This window comes from Eubacterium ramulus, from assembly GCF_003122485.1.
Lineage (GTDB): Bacteria > Bacillota > Clostridia > Lachnospirales > Lachnospiraceae > Eubacterium_I > Eubacterium_I ramulus_A.
In genome coordinates this window covers 25,036-42,769 of the sequence record NZ_JRFU01000003.1, presented here as the reverse complement: position 1 = coordinate 42,769, position 17,734 = coordinate 25,036, and the positions used below count along the sequence as shown (strand labels likewise).

General features: G+C 45.4%; 17 protein-coding genes. All 17 read left to right on the top strand.

Translation table 11 applies throughout. The features are described from left to right. Positions 1-7: 7 nt before the first annotated feature. The 17 genes from LG34_RS00250 to LG34_RS00170 all read left to right on the top strand — a co-directional run bounded on the left by LG34_RS00250 (position 8) and on the right by LG34_RS00170 (position 17,725). Positions 8-454 carry a hypothetical protein gene (locus LG34_RS00250; RefSeq protein WP_109214313.1) on the top strand — a complete coding sequence of 149 codons (447 nt, stop codon included), beginning with the start codon at positions 8-10 and terminating at the stop codon, positions 452-454. A 1-nt stretch (position 455) separates the two neighbouring features. After that, the gene (locus LG34_RS00245) at positions 456-1,238 is read left to right on the top strand and encodes a prepilin peptidase (RefSeq protein WP_109214312.1); all 783 of its coding nucleotides are present in this window, start codon (positions 456-458) and stop codon (positions 1,236-1,238) included. 41 nt (positions 1,239-1,279) lie between these two features. Further along, on the top strand, positions 1,280-2,473 hold the full coding sequence (locus tag LG34_RS00240) for a type II secretion system F family protein (protein ID WP_109214311.1): 1,194 nt from the start codon (positions 1,280-1,282) through the stop codon (positions 2,471-2,473). Positions 2,474-2,487: 14 nt separating this feature from the next. Then, positions 2,488-3,912, top strand: coding sequence for a hypothetical protein (locus LG34_RS00235; RefSeq protein ID WP_109214310.1), 1,425 nt, complete (start codon positions 2,488-2,490; stop codon positions 3,910-3,912). Continuing rightward, the gene (locus tag LG34_RS00230) at positions 3,912-4,682 is read left to right on the top strand and encodes a hypothetical protein (RefSeq protein ID WP_109214309.1); all 771 of its coding nucleotides are present in this window, start codon (positions 3,912-3,914) and stop codon (positions 4,680-4,682) included. Before LG34_RS00235 ends, LG34_RS00230 begins: the two co-directional genes overlap by 1 nt. Further along, positions 4,683-6,362 carry a GspE/PulE family protein gene (locus tag LG34_RS00225; protein ID WP_347486525.1) on the top strand — a complete coding sequence of 560 codons (1,680 nt, stop codon included), beginning with the start codon at positions 4,683-4,685 and terminating at the stop codon, positions 6,360-6,362. A gap of 113 nt (positions 6,363-6,475) precedes the next feature. Beyond that, the gene (locus tag LG34_RS00220; protein WP_109214308.1) at positions 6,476-7,546 is read left to right on the top strand and encodes a type IV pilus twitching motility protein PilT; all 1,071 of its coding nucleotides are present in this window, start codon (positions 6,476-6,478) and stop codon (positions 7,544-7,546) included. A 135-nt stretch (positions 7,547-7,681) separates the two neighbouring features. Further along, positions 7,682-9,097, top strand: a complete 1,416-nt coding sequence (locus LG34_RS00215) for an SH3 domain-containing protein (RefSeq protein ID WP_109214307.1) — start codon at positions 7,682-7,684, stop codon at positions 9,095-9,097. 184 nt (positions 9,098-9,281) lie between these two features. Further along, complete coding sequence (locus tag LG34_RS00210) at positions 9,282-9,725, top strand: hypothetical protein (protein WP_109214306.1); 444 nt, start codon at positions 9,282-9,284, stop codon at positions 9,723-9,725. A gap of 138 nt (positions 9,726-9,863) precedes the next feature. Continuing rightward, complete coding sequence (locus tag LG34_RS00205; protein WP_109214333.1) at positions 9,864-10,628, top strand: pseudouridine synthase; 765 nt, start codon at positions 9,864-9,866, stop codon at positions 10,626-10,628. A 126-nt stretch (positions 10,629-10,754) separates the two neighbouring features. Then, entirely contained in the window at positions 10,755-12,767 is a 2,013-nt protein-coding gene (gene ligA, locus LG34_RS00200) for an NAD-dependent DNA ligase LigA (protein WP_109214305.1), read from the top strand. 124 nt (positions 12,768-12,891) lie between these two features. Continuing rightward, a complete protein-coding gene (locus LG34_RS00195) occupies positions 12,892-14,364 on the top strand; it encodes a chromate transporter (protein WP_109214304.1) in 1,473 nt (490 codons plus the stop codon). Between the two features lie 81 nt (positions 14,365-14,445). Beyond that, entirely contained in the window at positions 14,446-14,829 is a 384-nt protein-coding gene (locus LG34_RS00190) for an Asp23/Gls24 family envelope stress response protein (protein ID WP_109214303.1), read from the top strand. A 66-nt stretch (positions 14,830-14,895) separates the two neighbouring features. After that, entirely contained in the window at positions 14,896-15,291 is a 396-nt protein-coding gene (gene nusB, locus LG34_RS00185; RefSeq protein ID WP_109214302.1) for a transcription antitermination factor NusB, read from the top strand. Next, complete coding sequence (gene xseA, locus LG34_RS00180; RefSeq protein WP_109214301.1) at positions 15,288-16,499, top strand: exodeoxyribonuclease VII large subunit; 1,212 nt, start codon at positions 15,288-15,290, stop codon at positions 16,497-16,499. Before nusB ends, xseA begins: the two co-directional genes overlap by 4 nt. A 72-nt stretch (positions 16,500-16,571) precedes the next feature. After that, positions 16,572-16,823 carry an exodeoxyribonuclease VII small subunit gene (xseB, locus tag LG34_RS00175; RefSeq protein WP_109214300.1) on the top strand — a complete coding sequence of 84 codons (252 nt, stop codon included), beginning with the start codon at positions 16,572-16,574 and terminating at the stop codon, positions 16,821-16,823. 14 nt (positions 16,824-16,837) lie between these two features. Further along, positions 16,838-17,725: a polyprenyl synthetase family protein gene (locus LG34_RS00170; RefSeq protein WP_109214299.1), complete on the top strand. Its 888-nt coding sequence runs from the start codon at positions 16,838-16,840 to the stop codon at positions 17,723-17,725. The last annotated feature ends 9 nt before the right edge of the window (positions 17,726-17,734 follow it).

The following is a 17,734-nucleotide window of genomic DNA, read 5'->3' as shown; positions in this document are numbered from 1 at the left end:
TAATCCAATGTCAGTCACAGCATCCACGAAAACAAAAACTAAATATCGTTGGATCAGGATGACAATTTACCTGCTGATCATAATCCTGCTTGCTATTGTTTTAGTAGTTCCTGGGGTGCTCCGGTTAATCTACCGGGCAGACTCCCAGGTAGCTCTGGGGAATGCCAAATCGGTGCGGATGGCAATCCAGGTAATTGCAACACAACAGTATGGCGGGGATAATGCTTTCTGCGATGCTACCCGGGAGGGAGGCATCGCAGATGGCTTATATGAGGAAATTTTACAGTTAAGTGAAGCACCCGGAGATTTCTGGATTCTTCAGATGGAAGACGACGGTTATACCGTGCGTCAGTTTGTTTACCGGGAAAATGAATATACAGTGTGGTATGATGCGGATGCCGATGCGAAGTACCTTGTATATCATGAAGATAATATCATTCACACCGGAGACTGAGATGTTAGTAGCAATAGAGATAATCATTAAAGTAATACAGTTCTTTTTCGGAGCATGTATTTTTAGCTTTTTGAATGTGGTCATTGACCGATTACCGCGTCAGGAAAGTGTGGTGCGGGGGAGAAGCCATTGTACAAAATGTGGCAGAGAGTTGACAGCATTGGAATTGGTTCCGTGCATCAGTTATATCTGTCTTGGAGGAAAATGTAAAACTTGCGGTGTAAAGATACCGCCGAGAGATTTTATAGTAGAAATAATTGGAGGAGCAGCATTTATTGGCTGTGGAACTTATTTTGGCTGCGGCAATTCGGGGATTATTTCTCTGAGAGGCGCAGTAATTTTTGCGTATTTAGGAATATTACTTGTAGTAGCCCTGATCGATCAGGATACACAGATGATATATGATAGATTTCATGTAATGGTTCTGGCGCTGGCGATAGCCGCAATCTGGTTATTCCCGGAGCATGGGGTCAGAAGTCGTCTGCTTGGGACAGTTGTGATCGCAGTACCGATGCTGGTGATCAGTCTGCTGATTCCGGGAGCTTTTGGCGGCGGAGATATCAAGCTGATGGCAGTATCAGGCTTGTTTTTGGGAGCAGCGCCTACTGTATGCGCCATGTTTATCGGTCTGGTGACCGGAGGCGGTTACGGAGCATATATGCTGATAAGTAAGAAATTAGACCGGAAAGATCATTTTGCGTTTGGTCCGTTTCTGGCATTTGGACTGGCAGTTGCCGTGTTTGCAGGAGACCGGATCGCGGAATGGTATCTGGGAATGTTATAGAGAACAGACAGTAGGAATATAGACAGAAAGGAAATCAGAGGATGGCACGTTTTCGATATGTTGCGAAGGACATGAAGGGAAAGAGACATAAAGGCACGTTGGAAGCTACAGCTGAAAATGTGTTGCAGCAGCAATTGCGGGAAGAAGGACTTTTTCTGATCAGTGCAAAAAATCTGACGGATACACATGGGTATCAGAAGCTGAAAGCAAAGCAGCTTGCTGTGTTTTGCCGGGAATTATCAACGTTGTTGGCATCCGGTGTCAGTCTGGTACGTGCGTTGGATATTATTTCGAATCAGGAGGGAATTCCGGATTCGGAACGTGAAGTATATCAGGATGTTTTACAGGATCTGAAAAAAGGTATTCTGTTGTCTGAGGCGATGGAGTCCAAAAAATGTTTTCCGGAGCTGATGATTGGAATGCTTCGTTCCGGCGAGGGAAGCGGTAATATCGATCAGGTGACCGGACGTTTGGCAACACAGTATGAGAAGGATTATAAGCTGACACAGCAGGTGAAGTCAGCGATGACTTACCCGATGATCCTGCTGATATTGTGTGTGGCGATCGTGATTTTGATCGTAACCTTTATTTTACCGCAGTTTCAGTCACTGTTTGACCAGATGGATTCTCTTCCGGTGCCGACGACCATTCTGATCGCGTGTTCGAATTTTATAACGCAGCGTTGGTACGTTGCACTGATGGTCGTATTTGCGATCGTTGTGGTAGTAAAACTGATCGTGGGGATTCCGGGTGTGCGAAGAACGCTGGATCGTGGCAAAGTGCGGATGCCGGTATTTGGGAATTTATTTAAAGTAATCTATACAGCGCGGTTTGCGCGTACGTTAAGCAGTCTGTACAGTAGTGGTATGCCGATTGCGACTGCTATTGCAACAGCGGGAAATACCATTGGAAACCGCTACATTGAGGAACAGTTTGAAGAAGTGGTAACTCAGGTACGAAGCGGTGTGCCGTTATCTCAGGCACTGCACAGTGTGGACGGATTTCAGAAAAAACTGGCAAGTACGGTTCAGATCGGTGAGGAAAGTGGTCGTCTGGATCTGATGCTGGATTCTATCGCATCTTCTCTGGAGGATGAGGCAGAACAGGCTACCAAGCGGATCGTAACGCTGCTGGAGCCGATTCTGATCGTTTTTATGGCAGTGATTGTTGGATTTATTATGATTGCAGTTATGTTACCGATTTATCAATCCTATGCATCGATTGAGAATTCTTAAAGGAGTAAACGTAAATGAGTGATACAGTAATAGTAGTACAGGATGAGTGCATTCTGGTCGCTGTCGGCAAAGCGGGCAGACCACCGAAAGTACAGAAAGTAGAGCGGATCCCGTTAAATGGTTTTGGCGATCCAATCGAACTTTGGAAAGAAGCACTGACTGAATATACGAAAACGCATGATCTGGGACCGGTGAAGCTGGTACTTCCTTCTGCTTATGCATCTGGTCGTGTGACGCAGATCCCATATGCAACAGGAAAAGAACTGGTTCAGATGGCAGAGAAAGTAATGGAGGAAGCCGGTAGTAATGCGTTGGCAGATTATGGTGTGATCTCCGCGAACCGAAAACAGGGAATTACACTTTGCTGTGGAAGTGCGGAAGAAGCGGATATTTCCAAGATTATGGGATTTTGCCAGAAAATCGGTCTGGATGTGAAGGAGATCAGTGTCTATGTGGAGAGTTATCTGCGTGTCATCGCACACCAGAAAGCACTGAGCCAGAAAACGGCAATCTATCTGATCTTTGAGGAAAACAGTGTTACAAGTCTGTTATATCGAAACGGTGTGTATCTGTATTCCACGAAAAGCCGTATTTTCAGCGAGCGTGGTACACTGGATTTTGGAACAGAGATCGTGCGGCACATTTCCGGTATTTTACAGTTCTATACGACAACGAATTCAGAAACACCGATCACGGATGTTTATTATGCGGCATGTGATCCGGATGATTTCGAGGTCAGTATGGAAGGAATTCATGCAATGCAGCTTGAAGCACAGCCGTTAAAGATCGACCTGTCTTTCCATGCGGCAGAGAGAGCGGAGGATTGGCTTGCCTGCATTGGTGCACTGACGAAGGAAAAATTAAAGGAGATCAATCTGTACCGCAGTTGGAGTGAAAATAATGAGACCGGTATGGTAAAATCCAAAAGTATGGTAAAACAGATTCTGTATCCGGCAGCGGTGCTTGGAATCTGTGCAGTGATCTATGCCGGTGTGATGGTCTGGAATATGGCGGAATCCCACAAAGTATCTGAGATTGAGGACTGGATCAATGATCCGCAGGTGCAGGAAGATTATAGTCAGGCGCAGGCGAAGCAGAAGCAGAGCAGTCAGCTGAGTTTTGATCTGAATCAGGTAAATCAGATGAAAGAAAATCTGGCAACTTATCCGGATCTGACGGAAGATATGATCGCAAAGATTGAGGATGTCGGTGGAAACGATATGTCTGTCCGCATTGAATCTCTGGATATGGGAACCGGAACACTGACGTTTCATGCAGTAAGTTATAAAGTTATTGATATTCCAACTTATATTCAGAAACTGGATGATACCGGATTGTTTGAATCCGTAAATTACAGCGGATATAATTTTGAAGATAATGAGTATTCCCTGATGCTGACCTGTGTGTTGAAGGCAGCAGAGACCGGAGGTGATCAGTAATGAAATTGGAGATGGATTTAAAACCGAAGGATATTGTACTCTTAAAGGTACTGGGATGTGTACTGATCGCGTTTGTGATGATCCGTTTTCTGATCTTCCCGGGAATTGAAAAACATATGGATCTGGTAGATCAGCGGGATGAAGTCGTGGCAGAACAGGAAGATATGCAGGCACTGATCGACCGAATGGATACATTTGATGCCATTATTGCAAATCAGCAGTCTTCGTTAAAAAGTGCGCAGGAGGGCTATTATGACCTGTTGGAAAACCGGGAGGTGGATGAACTGATCACCGGAATCGTGTTAAATCACAACCTGTTTCCGGTTTATCTGAATATTACAGATACGACAGCGGGTGTTCCGGAAGCTTATTTGTATGCCCCACAGGCAGCGACGGGCAATACTTCGACGGCAGACAGTTCCGCAGACACTTCGACGGATGCAACACAAGATTCCGCTGCTGCTGACAGCACAGACAGCAGTGATTCCAAGGATTCTGCGACAGAGAGCAGTGCAGCTGTTTCTGCACCATATGTGAACACGACGTCTGTGGATGTGACAATCCGTGGAAGCGAAGCAGAGATCAAAGCTTTTTTAGATGATATTGCAAGAAATTATCCTGGTATTCAGGTACGTACATTTAATATGCAGGAAAATGATTATGTGAATACAACAATGCAGACTGTTTCCGAGATGAGTTGTAGCTGCACGCTGGCAGTATATGTCTGCGGAGAGCAACAGACTGCACAGACTGAAGGAGCGAGTAATTAAGTGAAAACAACAAATCTGAGAATTGGAGATATTCTGGTTGAAAAGGGATATGTTACCCCGGATCAGATGAATCAGGCACTTGCCTGGCAGAAAGAGCACAGGGATAAACGTGTCGGACAGATCCTGATGGAGTTGAGATTTGTGTCAGAGTCACAGGTGCTGGATGCTCTTGCCAGCAGACTGCATCTGAATATTGTAGATGTGGCTCAGCTTTCTGTAGATTTGCAGGCGGTAGGCAAGGTCAGCAGAGAAGTCTGTGAAAAGAATCTGATCCTTCCGGTGAGTCTTCAGGGACACAATATGGAGATCGTGACTAATGATCCGCTGAACTATTTTGCCCTGGAGGAAGTAAGACAGCAGACCGGTTGCCATCTTGAGATCTCCCTGAGCGAAGAAGAACCACTGCGAAAAGCTATTTCTTATTATTTTGCGGAGGTCAATGCGCGGAAGGCAGCAACACAGGCGAATGTGGATTTTGCAGTAGCAGCGCAGGATGAAATCGAAATCGAAGATCTGGAATCCGGGGATGATGAAGCACCGATCATCAGATTGTTGAACAGTCTGATTGAACGAGCCATCAAAACGGAAGCCAGTGATATTCATATCGAACCATTTGAGACGGAAACAAAAGTACGAATGCGTATTGATGGTGTGATCATGGAGTATGTTACGATCCAGAGAAACATTCATGCACCGCTGATTGCACGTATCAAGATTTTGTCTAATCTGGATATTGCGGAAAAACGTATTCCACAGGACGGACATTTTCGTGTTACGTTAGAGGGCGGAAGTGTCAATATCCGTGTATCTATTTTGCCAACAGTATTTGGTGAAAAGGCGGTTCTGCGTATTATGGCAGCAACCACGCATATGGATCATGCGGATCATTTTGGTATGGATGACTACAGTTATAACCAGTTTGCACCGATGCTGAACCATCCGAATGGAATTATTTATATTACCGGACCGACCGGAAGTGGAAAATCGACCACGCTGTATATGGTGTTGGATTATCTCTCCGGCAGAAATGTCAATATTTCTACCATTGAAGATCCGGTGGAGAAGAATCTTCCGGGAATCAATCAGACGCAGGTAAATCCGGTTGCGGGTCTGACGTTTGATGTGGGACTGCGTGCCCTGATGCGTCAGGATCCGGATATTATCATGGTTGGAGAGACCCGTGACGGCGAGACTGCCGGTACTTCGGTACGTGCGGCGATTACCGGTCATGTGGTTTTGAGTACATTACATACAAATGATGCGGTTTCCAGTATTGTCCGTCTGGAAGATATGGGCGTTGAGACGTATCTGGTTGCCAATTCTCTGGTGGGACTGGTGGCACAGCGTCTGATGCGTAAAGTGTGTCCGAATTGCAGTACAGAAATGCCAACGACGGAGCAGGAGCGTAATTTTCTGGGAGAAGATATCAAGACAATACGTCGTGGCGCAGGCTGTTCACGTTGTAATCATACCGGTTACAGTGGACGAATCGCGGTGCATGAAATCGTGGCAATCGATAATCAGATCCGCAGAATGATCATCAATCACAGTCCGGTGGAAGAAATCTCAGCGTATGCCAGAGAGCATCAGCATATGCGTACCTTAAAAGAAAGCGGTTTGATTCTTGTAAAAGAGGGAAAGACAACACCGGAAGAATTGTTAAAGATCAGTTATGAATAAGTTTTGGAAAAACTAAATCTGACAAACAAATTTTGAAAAGTAACAGGAAGAAAAGAGAAATATTTTGGCAAGGAAATGCAAGGTGTTTCAGGCAGAAAGAGAGGTCTGACAAAGTGGCAGAAGAAGCGTTAAGACAGGCGGCGGATGCGATCATCCGGGAAGCCCGTGAGCGAAAAGCATCAGATATTCATATTTCAGAAGGGATGCCGATTTGGTATCGTGTCAACGGACGTCTGCTTCCGGCGCAGACACAGATGTCGGCGGAGGAGATTCGCGGTATGCTGTATGCGATCATGCCGAAGCGTCATGCCGAAAAATTTGAAAAAGGATTTGATGCAGATTTTTCCTTTCAGACTTCCGATGGACATCGCCAGAGGGTAAATGTGTTCCGCCAGCAAAAAAAGATGGCAGGTACGATCCGTCTGCTGAATGCATCCATTCCGACACTGGAAGAACTGAAGATGCCGACGGTGCTCTATGAGATGGCAAAAGCACCCCGTGGTCTGATCCTTGTTACCGGGCCGACGGGAAGTGGAAAATCAACCACACTGGCGGCGATGATCGAATATATGAACCAGAACAGTGACCGCCACATCATTACGATTGAAGATCCGATCGAGTATGTGTATGAAACCAAAAAGTCGTTGATCCACCAGCGGGAAGTTGGCGAAGATGTGGGAGATTTTGCATCGGCTCTGCGAAGTGCCCTGCGTGAAGATCCGGATGTGATCTTAGTGGGTGAGATGCGTGACTATGAAACGATTCAGGCAGCTTTACTTGCGGCGGAAACAGGACATCTGGTACTGTCTACTCTGCATACAACAGGCGCGGCACAGACGGTAGAGCGAGTGATCGATGCCTGCCCGACGGGAGGTCAAAATCAGGTCAGAGTCCAGCTTGCAGGTACGTTAAAAGGCATTGTCAGTCAGTGCCTGATCCCGTGTGGCGGCGGTGTGACCCGTGTGGCAGGTACGGAACTTCTGGTAGCAACGGATGCGATCCTGAACCTGATCCGGGAAGGAAAGACACATCAGATTTCCAATATGATGCAGTCGGGAACAGCACTTGGCATGCATACTCTGAATATGGATCTGGTACGGTTGATGCAGCAGGGATATATTACCAGAGAAGATGCAGCAATTTATACGAATAATAAAGCAGAGCTGGAAGCGACTTTGCGATAAAACAAAATACGTCTGGGTTTGAAAAGAGTTATGAAAATCTTATGAATTCTAAGCATTTCATAAACTTTTTGGGAAATACCTAGACGTATTTTCTTTGCTGTGGTATGATGTTAGGCGAAATATCGGAGGTAGAAAATGTCAGATTTTGATAAGAAGAAACCAAATATAAAAAACGATACAGATACAGATGAAATTTATGAGATCCCGGACATCGTGACCGGAGGAAGCGAACATAAAGAAGCAAAAGAACCGAAAATAAAAAAAGAAAAAAGAGTGAAACCAATGAAGCAGACCAATTCGGAAAATAATAAAGAAAAACATAACAAAGAGAATAAAAAACATACATTTGAAATGAAAAATAAAAAGCATAGTAAGAAAGCCGCACAGGATGATATTATGGAAGATCTTGAGTTTATCTCTGAGGAATCCGTAAAGGATAAGTCCCGTATGGCAGAGGGAAAACCAATCTCCCATGAATTTGTTTCCAAAAAGAAAACCCTGCGACGCAGCGTGGACGAGATGGAGGCAAAAAAGGAAAAATCCGTGGCATTCATGCGTAGAAATATAGCATTTGTCGGCATTGCCTGTCTTGTGGTCGTTGTGGCGATCTGTGCGATCGTGATCGGCGTAAAGAGCATGAAAGCAAAGAAAGCGGCGGCAGAGAAAAATCAGACGCTGTCCACACAGGAATATGAAAAAGACGGACATGCAGAGATCAATGAGCTGTTTGTAAATTACTATAAAGCATATGCAGCTGGTGATACCGAAGAAATGGTTGGCTATGCAAATCCGATTACGGACATGGAAAAAAGTTACATTTCCATGTATAGCCAGTATATTGAGAAGTTTGACAATATTATTTGTTATACAAAAACCGGAGCAGATGAGAATTCCTACATTGTTTCCGTTGCTTATGATCTGAAATACAAAAATGTAGAGACAGCGGCACCGGGACTGGATTTCTTCTATGTCCGTACCAATGACAAAGGACAGGTATACATTGATAATACTTACAGTTCTTTCAATTTGAGCTATCAGGAAAATCCGCTGGATGATACGATCCGTCAGCTGATCAACGACTATGAGGCGGGTGAGGACGTAACTGCATTACAGGCAAACGTTCAGACACGTTATGAGGAAGCAATTGCACAGGATGCGGATTTGAAAAATATGATCGAAACAACGATTGTCAATGCAATCAACGAATGGAAAACTGCACAGGATCAGCAGGCACAGCAGAAAACACAGGAAGCTGCAAATCAGGTAGCCGCAGATCAACAGCAGCAAGACCAGCAGCAGGCAGCAGATCAACAGCAACAGCAGGATCAGCAGCAGACACCGACGGAGACAGAGCAGAAAGCATGGGTTTATGCAACCGAAACAATGAACATCCGTCAGGAGCCGAATGAGCAGTCTGCGGTACTGGCATCTGCATTGCAGGGGTCTGAGCTGAGACAGCTTGCCGTTACTTCGGATGGATGGAGCAAGGTTAAGACCGGTGATATCGTCGGATATGTGAAAACAGAATATGTAACGACACAGCATCCGTAAAAGGAAGACGCAAGCGGCGTATAAAGATAAGAAAAAGGGGACAGCCAGTCTGTTCCCTTTTGATGTCTGTCTGGGGTGTGCGGCTTCGATAAAAATAAAATAGACAGAACATTTGTTCTGGTGTATAATGAGATACATATTTTAAACGGGAGTGGCAATACTAACCAAAAACGGAGGTATTGTCATGACACAAAAAGACGAAGACGATCTGTTACATGAGATATGCAGAAATGCCAGCATGGGTGTGGAAGCGATTCACGAAGTACTAAAGGATATTTATGATGAGGAGTTTGCATATGAATTAAATGTGCAGGCAGATAAAATGCAGCAGTTTGGCAGAAAGGCAGGAATGCGGTTGCGGGAGAACGGAGAAGAACCGGCAGAACCGAAACCAATCTCTACGGCGATGCTGAAAACGGCGATCCGTATGAAAACAATGGTGCAGAATAAGACTGGAGATATGGCAGATCTGATGTATAAGGGAAATGACCGTGGAGTCAGGGAATTAAAACATGCGATCCACAAATATAAAGATGCCGGAATTTATGCCACAGAGCTGGCAAAGGAAATGATAGATTTTGAGGAGGAGAATCTTCAAAAGATGCGTTCTTATCTGGATGAGGAATGAATGGAAAACAATCGAAGAAGCATAGGAAAATTACAATGTTTGAAAGATTACGATGAAAGCTGTCACAAATATGATAATCGTTAAACCGTGGTAGTTAAGTCGAATGGCAAAATTACGATAAGGAAAATGGAGCGGGATATGGAAGAAAAACAGGCGGGAATCCGCATTAATAAATATCTCAGCGAAGCCGGGGTTTGCTCCCGGCGCGCTGCGGATCGTGAAATTGAAAAGGGAAACGTATGGATTGATGGTCGAAAGGCAGTGACCGGTGACCGGATCCTGCCGGGAATGAAAGTGACGTTTTGCGGAAAAGAAGTTTCTCCTGAGGATGAGGAGATTCTGATCGCGTTTCACAAGCCGGTGGGAATCGTGTGTACGGCAGAGAAACGGGAAAAAAATAATATCATTGATTATATCGGTTATCCGAAGCGGATTTATCCGGTGGGACGACTGGATAAGGATTCTGAGGGTCTGATCCTGCTGACCAATCAGGGCGAACTGGTGAATAAGATGATGCGGGCAGGCAATTATCACGAAAAAGAATATGTGGTGACGGTCAACAAAGATATTACCGGTGATTTCTTAAATCAGATGCGAAATGGTTTGTATCTGGAGGAACTGGATGTACATACGAGACCGTGCAAAGTGAAAAAAGTCAGTGCGCGAACCTTTCAGATCATTCTGACACAGGGATACAACCGCCAGATCCGAAGAATGTGTGAAGCCTGTGGCTACCGTGTGCGAAAGCTGGTGCGTACAAGGATCATGAATATTTTGCTTGGAGATCTGGAAGTCGGAACGTATCGGGATCTGACCAGAGAGGAATTGCAGGAGTTGAAGAAACTGACGGCACATTCTTACAGTGCACCAAAATCTGGTAAAAAGGGGACAGCCAGAAAGTAAGTTAAGACTACTGAAAAATCGAGCAGATCAAATCAAATAGAATGCATGTGGAACTTGGCATGTGACAAAATGACCTATTCTTTACAGAATATAGATTGACGTAAGTATAAAGACGGAGAAATGAAAATGGAACAGGAAAATTATAAAGTAAGGGCAGAAGAACTGCGAAAACAAATAGAATATCACAGCAATCGTTACTATAATATGGATGATCCGGAGATCACCGATTATGAGTATGATATGATGATGCAGGAGTTAAAAAAGCTGGAGAAAGAGCATCCGGAGCTTGTGATACCGGATTCTCCGACACAGAAAGTCGGCGGAACTGCAAAACGTACCGCGGGCGTGTTAGTGCGTCATAACGTGCCGATGCTGAGCCTGCAGGATGTATTTTCTAAGGAAGAAGTCTATGAGTTTGTGCATGAGATGCAGGAACAGTTAGAAAATCCGGAGTTTGTCGTAGAATACAAGATTGACGGACTTTCCATGGCGCTTCGTTATGAAGAAGGCGAATTGAAGCTGGCAGTCACCCGTGGAGACGGTATCATTCAGGGTGAGGATGTGACGGCAAATGCCAGAGTGATTTCCGATGTGAAGAAAAAACTGAAACAGCCGCTGCCATATATCGAAATCCGCGGCGAAGTTTATATGAAAAATGCAGATTTTGAAAAGGTAAATGAGACACAGGAAATGCTTGGCAAAAAGACCTTTGCAAATCCACGAAACTGTGCGGCAGGCACGCTGCGTCAGTTAGACAGCCGGATCACAAAAGAACGAAAACTTTCTATGTTTGTATTTAATGTGCAGGAAGTGCGTGGACATGAATTTAAAACGCATGTGGAAGGATATGAATATCTGAAAAAACAGGGCGTCCCGGTGATCGAAGATTACCGTGTCTGTCATACTGCGGATGAGGTGTGGGATGCCATTTGCAAGATTGGCGAGAACAGAGGAAATCTGTCTTATGATATTGACGGCGCCGTTGTAAAATTAAATTCTATCGCTGACCGTCAAAAACTTGGAGCAACCTCTAAAGTACCGCGTTGGGCAATCGCATATAAATATCCGCCAGAGGAGAAGGAGACAAAGCTGCTGGATATCGAGTTGTCCGTAGGCAGAACAGGACGTATCACGCCGACTGCCATTTTTGAACCGATCCGTCTGTGCGGAACCAGTGTTTCCCGTGCAACTTTGCATAACCAGGATTTTATCAATACTCTGGATGTGGGAATCGGGGATACCATTGTGGTATACAAATCCGGTGAGATCATTCCAAAGATCAAAGAAGTGCGCAAGGAAAAACGTCCGGCAGACTGGCAGCGATTCCAGATTCCGGATACCTGCCCGGTCTGTGGAGCAAAAACGGTCCGGGAAAAAGATACGGCAGATATTCGATGCGTTTCTCCGGATTGCCCGGCACAGTTAGAGCGGCATATCATTAATTTTGTCGGACGTGATGCCATGGATATCAAGGGCTTTGGTGCCGTTTATGTGACAGAACTGGTACGCCTTGGCTACATTCATGATATTGCGGATATTTACGTTCTGAAAAATCACCGTGAGGAACTGATCGAACAGGGCATTATCGGAAAAGAGAAAAATACAGACAAGCTGCTGGATGCCATTGAACAGTCCAAACAAAATGAGCCGTTCCGTCTGCTGACAGGATTTGGAATCCAGAATGTGGGAAAAGCAGCGGCAAAGGCAATTATGCGCCAGTTCAAGAGCATTGACGCCCTGGCAAAGGCAGACAGAGAGCAGCTTCTGGAAGTGAACGATATCGGAGAAGTCAGCGCAGAGTGTATTCTTGATTATTTCGCAAGTGAAAAGAATCAGAAGATTTTGGAACGCCTGCGGGAATATGGACTTACCATGGAACTGGCGGAAGATGATACGGTCGGTGATCTGCTGGCAGGTCTGACCATTGTTGTAACAGGTACGCTGCCAAACCTTGGCAGAAAAGAGGCACAGGAGCTGATTGAAAAGAACGGTGGAAAAGCTGCCGGCAGTGTTTCGAAAAAGACCAGTTATGTGCTGGCAGGTGAAAATGCCGGAAGCAAGCTGACGAAAGCGGAGCAGCTTGGAATCCCGGTAATTACAGAAGAAGAATTTCTGCATATGATCCAGAAGGATGCATAGGCAGAAAATGGATTGAAAATAGATAGGGCTGTATGGGTTATTTGTGTATAAGTAGGCAGCATGAGCGGATTGATCCGATTTGCCTGCAGGTTGTTAGATTGACGGAAATTTGGGATAGTGACAGATGAGTAAAAAGGACAGCAGACACGAAAAAAAACGGAATATGAAAAAGTTACTTGCTACGATGTTCAAAATTGGCTGCATCGGATTTGGCGGCGGAACGGCACTGGTGCCGGTCATCGAATCCGAAGTTGTATACGAAAAAAAGCTGATCGATAAGGAAGAATATACAAAGGATGTGATCGTGGCAAATATCACCCCGGGTGCCCTTCCGGTGGAGGTGGCAGCAGGAGTTGGCAGGAAGGTCTGCGGAATGCCGGGGATGCTGCTCTCCGCACTTCTGATGGGAATGCCGGGAACGTTCCTGACGGTATTACTGCTGATTCTGATCAACAGTTCGGGAATACGGGTGTTGCAGCAGATTTTGTTTGCTTCCGCAGGTGTCACCGCCTATATCATTTATATGCTGATCATGTATGCAAAAGGGACCTGGCGGGAATGTCGAGAGAGTGGAACGGCAAAAAGCGGTATGTTTTTTATGTTTCTGGTGTTTTTCCTGACTTCCGGAAAGGAACTGTTTCAGTTATTTGGCATCAATCGGACACCGATCTTTGATATTTCAACCCTTGACGTGTTGTGCGCGGCATTTTTTATCATTTTTTATACCGGTGGTGTTTTTCGATGGGGCAGAGTGATCGTATCCATTATCATTACGGTGCTGTATTGCCTCTGCGTGGGAAAAATGCATCTGATCAGCAGTACAGTGGTGCTTGGAATCATCCGGCTTACCATGGTGGTGCTGTCAATTTATGGACTGCGTACTGGTATCGAAGGAAAGATTCCGTTTTCATGGAAATCGTTAAAGCGGTTGATTCGGGAGGAAGTCTGTTGGGCGGCAATGTTTTTTCTGCTGTCTTTGCCGGCGTTGCTCTGTTTTGGAAAGACACTGGCATTTGCGGGCAGAGGATTGATCTCAGCAGTTATTTCATTTGGCGGCGGAGATGCTTATCTGGCGGTGGCAAACGGTATGTTTGTCAATACGGGAATGATCGGATATGATGATTTCTATTTTAAGATTGCTTCTGTAGCGAATGGTCTGCCGGGTTCGATCCTGTGCAAGATCCTGGCAGGAGTGGGATACATATTGGGGTGTCAGTCCGGCGGTGTCTGGTGCGGCATTTTTGTGGCATTATGTGGGTTTGCCTGCAGTATTGCAGCATCCGGCGGTACATTTTCCGCAGTAGTCTATATTTATGAACGATTTGAAAATCTGCAGATTTTTCAGGTGCTGCAGACGTATATGCGCCCCATCGTGGCAGGATTGCTTTTGACAGTGTGCACTTCCATGATCTATCAGAACATAAGTATTGCCTGCTGGTATTTCTGGCCGCTGGTATCTATGGTACTGCTGACCTTTGGCATTTTTCTGTTAAATGTATTCTGGCGGCGGCGCGGTGTGGTGCGCCCATTACAGATGGTACTGTTTTCGGCGGCGGCATCCCTGATCGTGTGCAACGTATTTGCATCGATCCCATAAAAAAACGTTTTCAAACATCAAATAATTTGGTATACTAATAAATAATATTGAAAATCTGATTATGATAAGGAGGTTTTTTCCATGGCTGAAGATAGACGAGGATTAAAGATCAAAGAGGATGGACTTGGAGAAGTTCAGATCGCAGAGGAAGTAATTACAATTATTGCAGGACTGGCAGCTACAGAAGTTGAGGGTGTCTGCTCCATGGGCGGCAACATTACAAAAGAGTTGGTAAGCCGTCTTGGTATGAAAAATCTTTCCAAAGGTGTACGCATCGAAGTGGATGAGGAGGATAAAGTTCAGGTATATGTAACCATCAATATTGCTTATGGTTATGCAATCCCGGAAGTATCCCGTAACGTACAGGAGAAGATCAAATCCGCCATCGAGAATATGACAGGACTGGAAGTATCTGGTGTCAATGTAAGAATTGCAGATGTTGATATGAAAGGCGCAGCTGAGTAGGAAAATCTGCGCGTGGGCGTATGGTGAGCGCCATGAAATACAAATAGAAAAACGGTGGAGGAAAATATGAGCCGAAGAGAACAGAGAGAACAGATTTTTAAAATTCTGTTTGGAGTTGAGTTTCACAGTGCAGATGAACTGGAGGAACAGATTGGATTATATATGGAGGATTTGGGAGACATCCGCAAAAAAGATGCCGACTATATGACCGGAAAGGTACGCAGTATTGTGGAGCATATGGATGAGATCGACGGAATGATCAACCAGGCATCCAAAAACTGGAAGACGACACGTATGGCGAAAGCAGAGCTTTCCATTCTGCGTCTTGCTGCATATGAGATCAAGTATGAGGATGATATTCCGGTATCTGTATCCATTAATGAGGCAGTTGAACTGGCAAAATTATACGGATCAGATCATGGACCGGCATTCGTAAACGGAATCTTATCAGGAATGGTATGAAACAACGAAATGTCTATTCCGTCGGACAGATAAACACGTATATCCGCAATATGTTTGCTCAGGATTTTATGATGAATCATGTTGCGGTACGTGGGGAAGTGTCTGACTGCAAATATCATTCTTCCGGGCACATTTATTTCACTTTGAAAGATGAGACCGGTGTGCTCAAAGCGATCATGTTTCGGACACAGGCAGCACGGGGACTGCCTTTTCGTATGAAAGAGGGCGACCGTGTTGTGGTGATCGGAGCGATCCGGATTTACGAGAGAGACGGAAAATATCAGCTTTATGCGGAAGAAATTTCCCGGGAGGGCGCAGGACTTCTTTATCAGAAATTTATGGAGACAAAGAAGGAACTGGAAGAAATGGGCATGTTTGCGGAAGAGTACAAGCAGCCGATTCCACGTTTTGTATCCCGGGTAGGTGTTGTGACAGCACCAACCGGAGCTGCTGTCCGCGATATTCAGAATATTTCACACCGGAGAAACCCTTACGTACAGATGATTTTGTATCCGGCACTGGTGCAGGGCGAGTACGCTGCGGCATCTATCGTGCAGGGCATTCACGCGCTGGAAGCAAAAAATGTGGATGTGATCATTGTTGGCAGGGGCGGTGGTTCAATGGAAGACCTGTGGGCATTTAACGAAGAAATTGTCGCACGGGCTATTTTTGAATGTCCGATTCCAATCATTTCCGCGGTGGGACATGAGACGGATTTTACCATTGCCGATTATGTGGCAGATCTGCGGGCACCGACACCTTCTGCAGCAGCAGAGCTGGCAGTGTTTGAGGTTGACCGGGTACTGGATATGCTTCAAAACGGACGAGAACTGCTCATGCGGCGTCTGCAGCAGCAGATTGAGAAAAAGAGAAGTTTTCTGCGGGAATATCAGTTGCGCTTGCAGAATCTGCATCCGAAAAATCAGTTACTGCAAAAAAGACAGTATCTTACGGATCAGGAGGAAGCATTAGAACGTAAAATGCAGGAGATTCTGCGGCAGAAACGGCACAGACTGGAAATGTATGCGGCGAGACTGGAAGGTGTTTCTCCATTAAAAAAATTGCAGGGACCGTATGCGTTTCTGGCAGATTCGGATGGAAAGCCGTTGCAGCAGGCAGCTAAGCTGCATCCGGGAGACCATTTTACAGCGCATATGCTGGATGGCACGATTGAAGCCGAAGTGCGCCAGATTAAGAAGAAAGAATAATATCTGCGGACATTTTTTGCGAAGAAAGTTCTCAGAAAATGGAGAGCAGTCAGTATAGAGGAAATGCACAATATGGAAGTAAATCAGGCATCAGAAAAAGATACAGAAGCCGGACAGGAGCGTCAGCCATCTCTGGAGGAGCTGTTTGCACGTCTGGACGGGATTCTTAACAATATGGAAGATCCGGATATTTCACTGGAGGATGCGTTCTCTCTGTATGAGCAGGGGATGAAGGACATTCGAAGCTGTAATGAAAAGCTGGATCTGGTAGAGAAAAAGATGATGGTGATCGCAGAGGATGGAACGGAAGTTCCTTTTGCATAGGAGAGGTACGGAATATGGAAATCAAAGAAAAAATAATGGAGCATACCAAAGAGGTGGAAGATATTATTGTAAAATTTCTTCCGGCAGAGGAGGGGTATCAGAAGACGGTCATGGAGGCAATGAATTACAGTTTTCTGGCAGGCGGAAAACGTCTGCGCCCAATGCTGATGCTGGAAACGTATCGTCTGTTTGGTGGCAGCTCCAAAGCGATTGAGCCATTTATGGCAGCAATTGAGATGATCCATACGTATTCCCTGATCCATGATGATCTTCCGGCAATGGATAATGATGATTATCGCCGTGGAAGAAAAACGACACATGTCGTATATGGAGAAGCAATGGGAATCCTTGCCGGTGATGCATTGCTGAATTTTGCATTTGAGACAGCGTGCAAAGGGTTGATGTTGGAGCCGGGCAATCCGAATGTGGCAAAAGCGATGCAGCTGTTAGCACAAAAAGCCGGTATTTATGGCATGCTTGGCGGACAGGTCGCTGATGTGGAATCTGAGGGATTACCGTTAGAGCGGGAAAAACTGGATTTTATCTATGATCTGAAGACCGGGGCACTGATCGAGGCTTCTATGCTGATCGGAGCGGTGCTTGCCGGTGCTGATGAGGAAGCACAGAATGTGATCCTACAGGTTGCCGGAGATATCGGTCTGGCATTTCAGATTCAGGATGACATTTTAGATGTCACCAGTGATATGGAGACACTGGGAAAACCGATCGGAAGCGATGAGAAAAACCACAAGACAACTTATGTGACAATCCGTGGACTGGAACAGGCACAGAAGGACGTGGAAGAAATATCACAGAGAGCATTGGACGGCCTTGCCTCTCTGAAAGAAAAAAATGGTTATCTGGATGAATTGGTAGCATACCTGATTCACAGAAAAAAATAGAGGATAAAA

Bases quoted from the DNA above. Each gene is read 5' to 3' on its own strand.
- LG34_RS00250 (WP_109214313.1), top strand. From the start codon at position 8: ATGTCAGTCACAGCATCCACGAAAACAAAAACTAAATATCGTTGGATC.
- LG34_RS00245 (WP_109214312.1), top strand. From the start codon at position 456: ATGTTAGTAGCAATAGAGATAATCATTAAAGTAATACAGTTCTTTTTC.
- LG34_RS00240 (WP_109214311.1), top strand. From the start codon at position 1,280: ATGGCACGTTTTCGATATGTTGCGAAGGACATGAAGGGAAAGAGACAT.
- LG34_RS00235 (WP_109214310.1), top strand. From the start codon at position 2,488: ATGAGTGATACAGTAATAGTAGTACAGGATGAGTGCATTCTGGTCGCT.
- LG34_RS00230 (WP_109214309.1), top strand. From the start codon at position 3,912: ATGAAATTGGAGATGGATTTAAAACCGAAGGATATTGTACTCTTAAAG.
- LG34_RS00215 (WP_109214307.1), top strand. From the start codon at position 7,682: ATGTCAGATTTTGATAAGAAGAAACCAAATATAAAAAACGATACAGAT.
- LG34_RS00210 (WP_109214306.1), top strand. From the start codon at position 9,282: ATGACACAAAAAGACGAAGACGATCTGTTACATGAGATATGCAGAAAT.
- LG34_RS00205 (WP_109214333.1), top strand. From the start codon at position 9,864: ATGGAAGAAAAACAGGCGGGAATCCGCATTAATAAATATCTCAGCGAA.
- ligA (WP_109214305.1), top strand. From the start codon at position 10,755: ATGGAACAGGAAAATTATAAAGTAAGGGCAGAAGAACTGCGAAAACAA.
- LG34_RS00195 (WP_109214304.1), top strand. From the start codon at position 12,892: ATGAGTAAAAAGGACAGCAGACACGAAAAAAAACGGAATATGAAAAAG.
- LG34_RS00190 (WP_109214303.1), top strand. From the start codon at position 14,446: ATGGCTGAAGATAGACGAGGATTAAAGATCAAAGAGGATGGACTTGGA.
- nusB (WP_109214302.1), top strand. From the start codon at position 14,896: ATGAGCCGAAGAGAACAGAGAGAACAGATTTTTAAAATTCTGTTTGGA.
- xseA (WP_109214301.1), top strand. From the start codon at position 15,288: ATGAAACAACGAAATGTCTATTCCGTCGGACAGATAAACACGTATATC.
- xseB (WP_109214300.1), top strand. From the start codon at position 16,572: ATGGAAGTAAATCAGGCATCAGAAAAAGATACAGAAGCCGGACAGGAG.
- LG34_RS00170 (WP_109214299.1), top strand. From the start codon at position 16,838: ATGGAAATCAAAGAAAAAATAATGGAGCATACCAAAGAGGTGGAAGAT.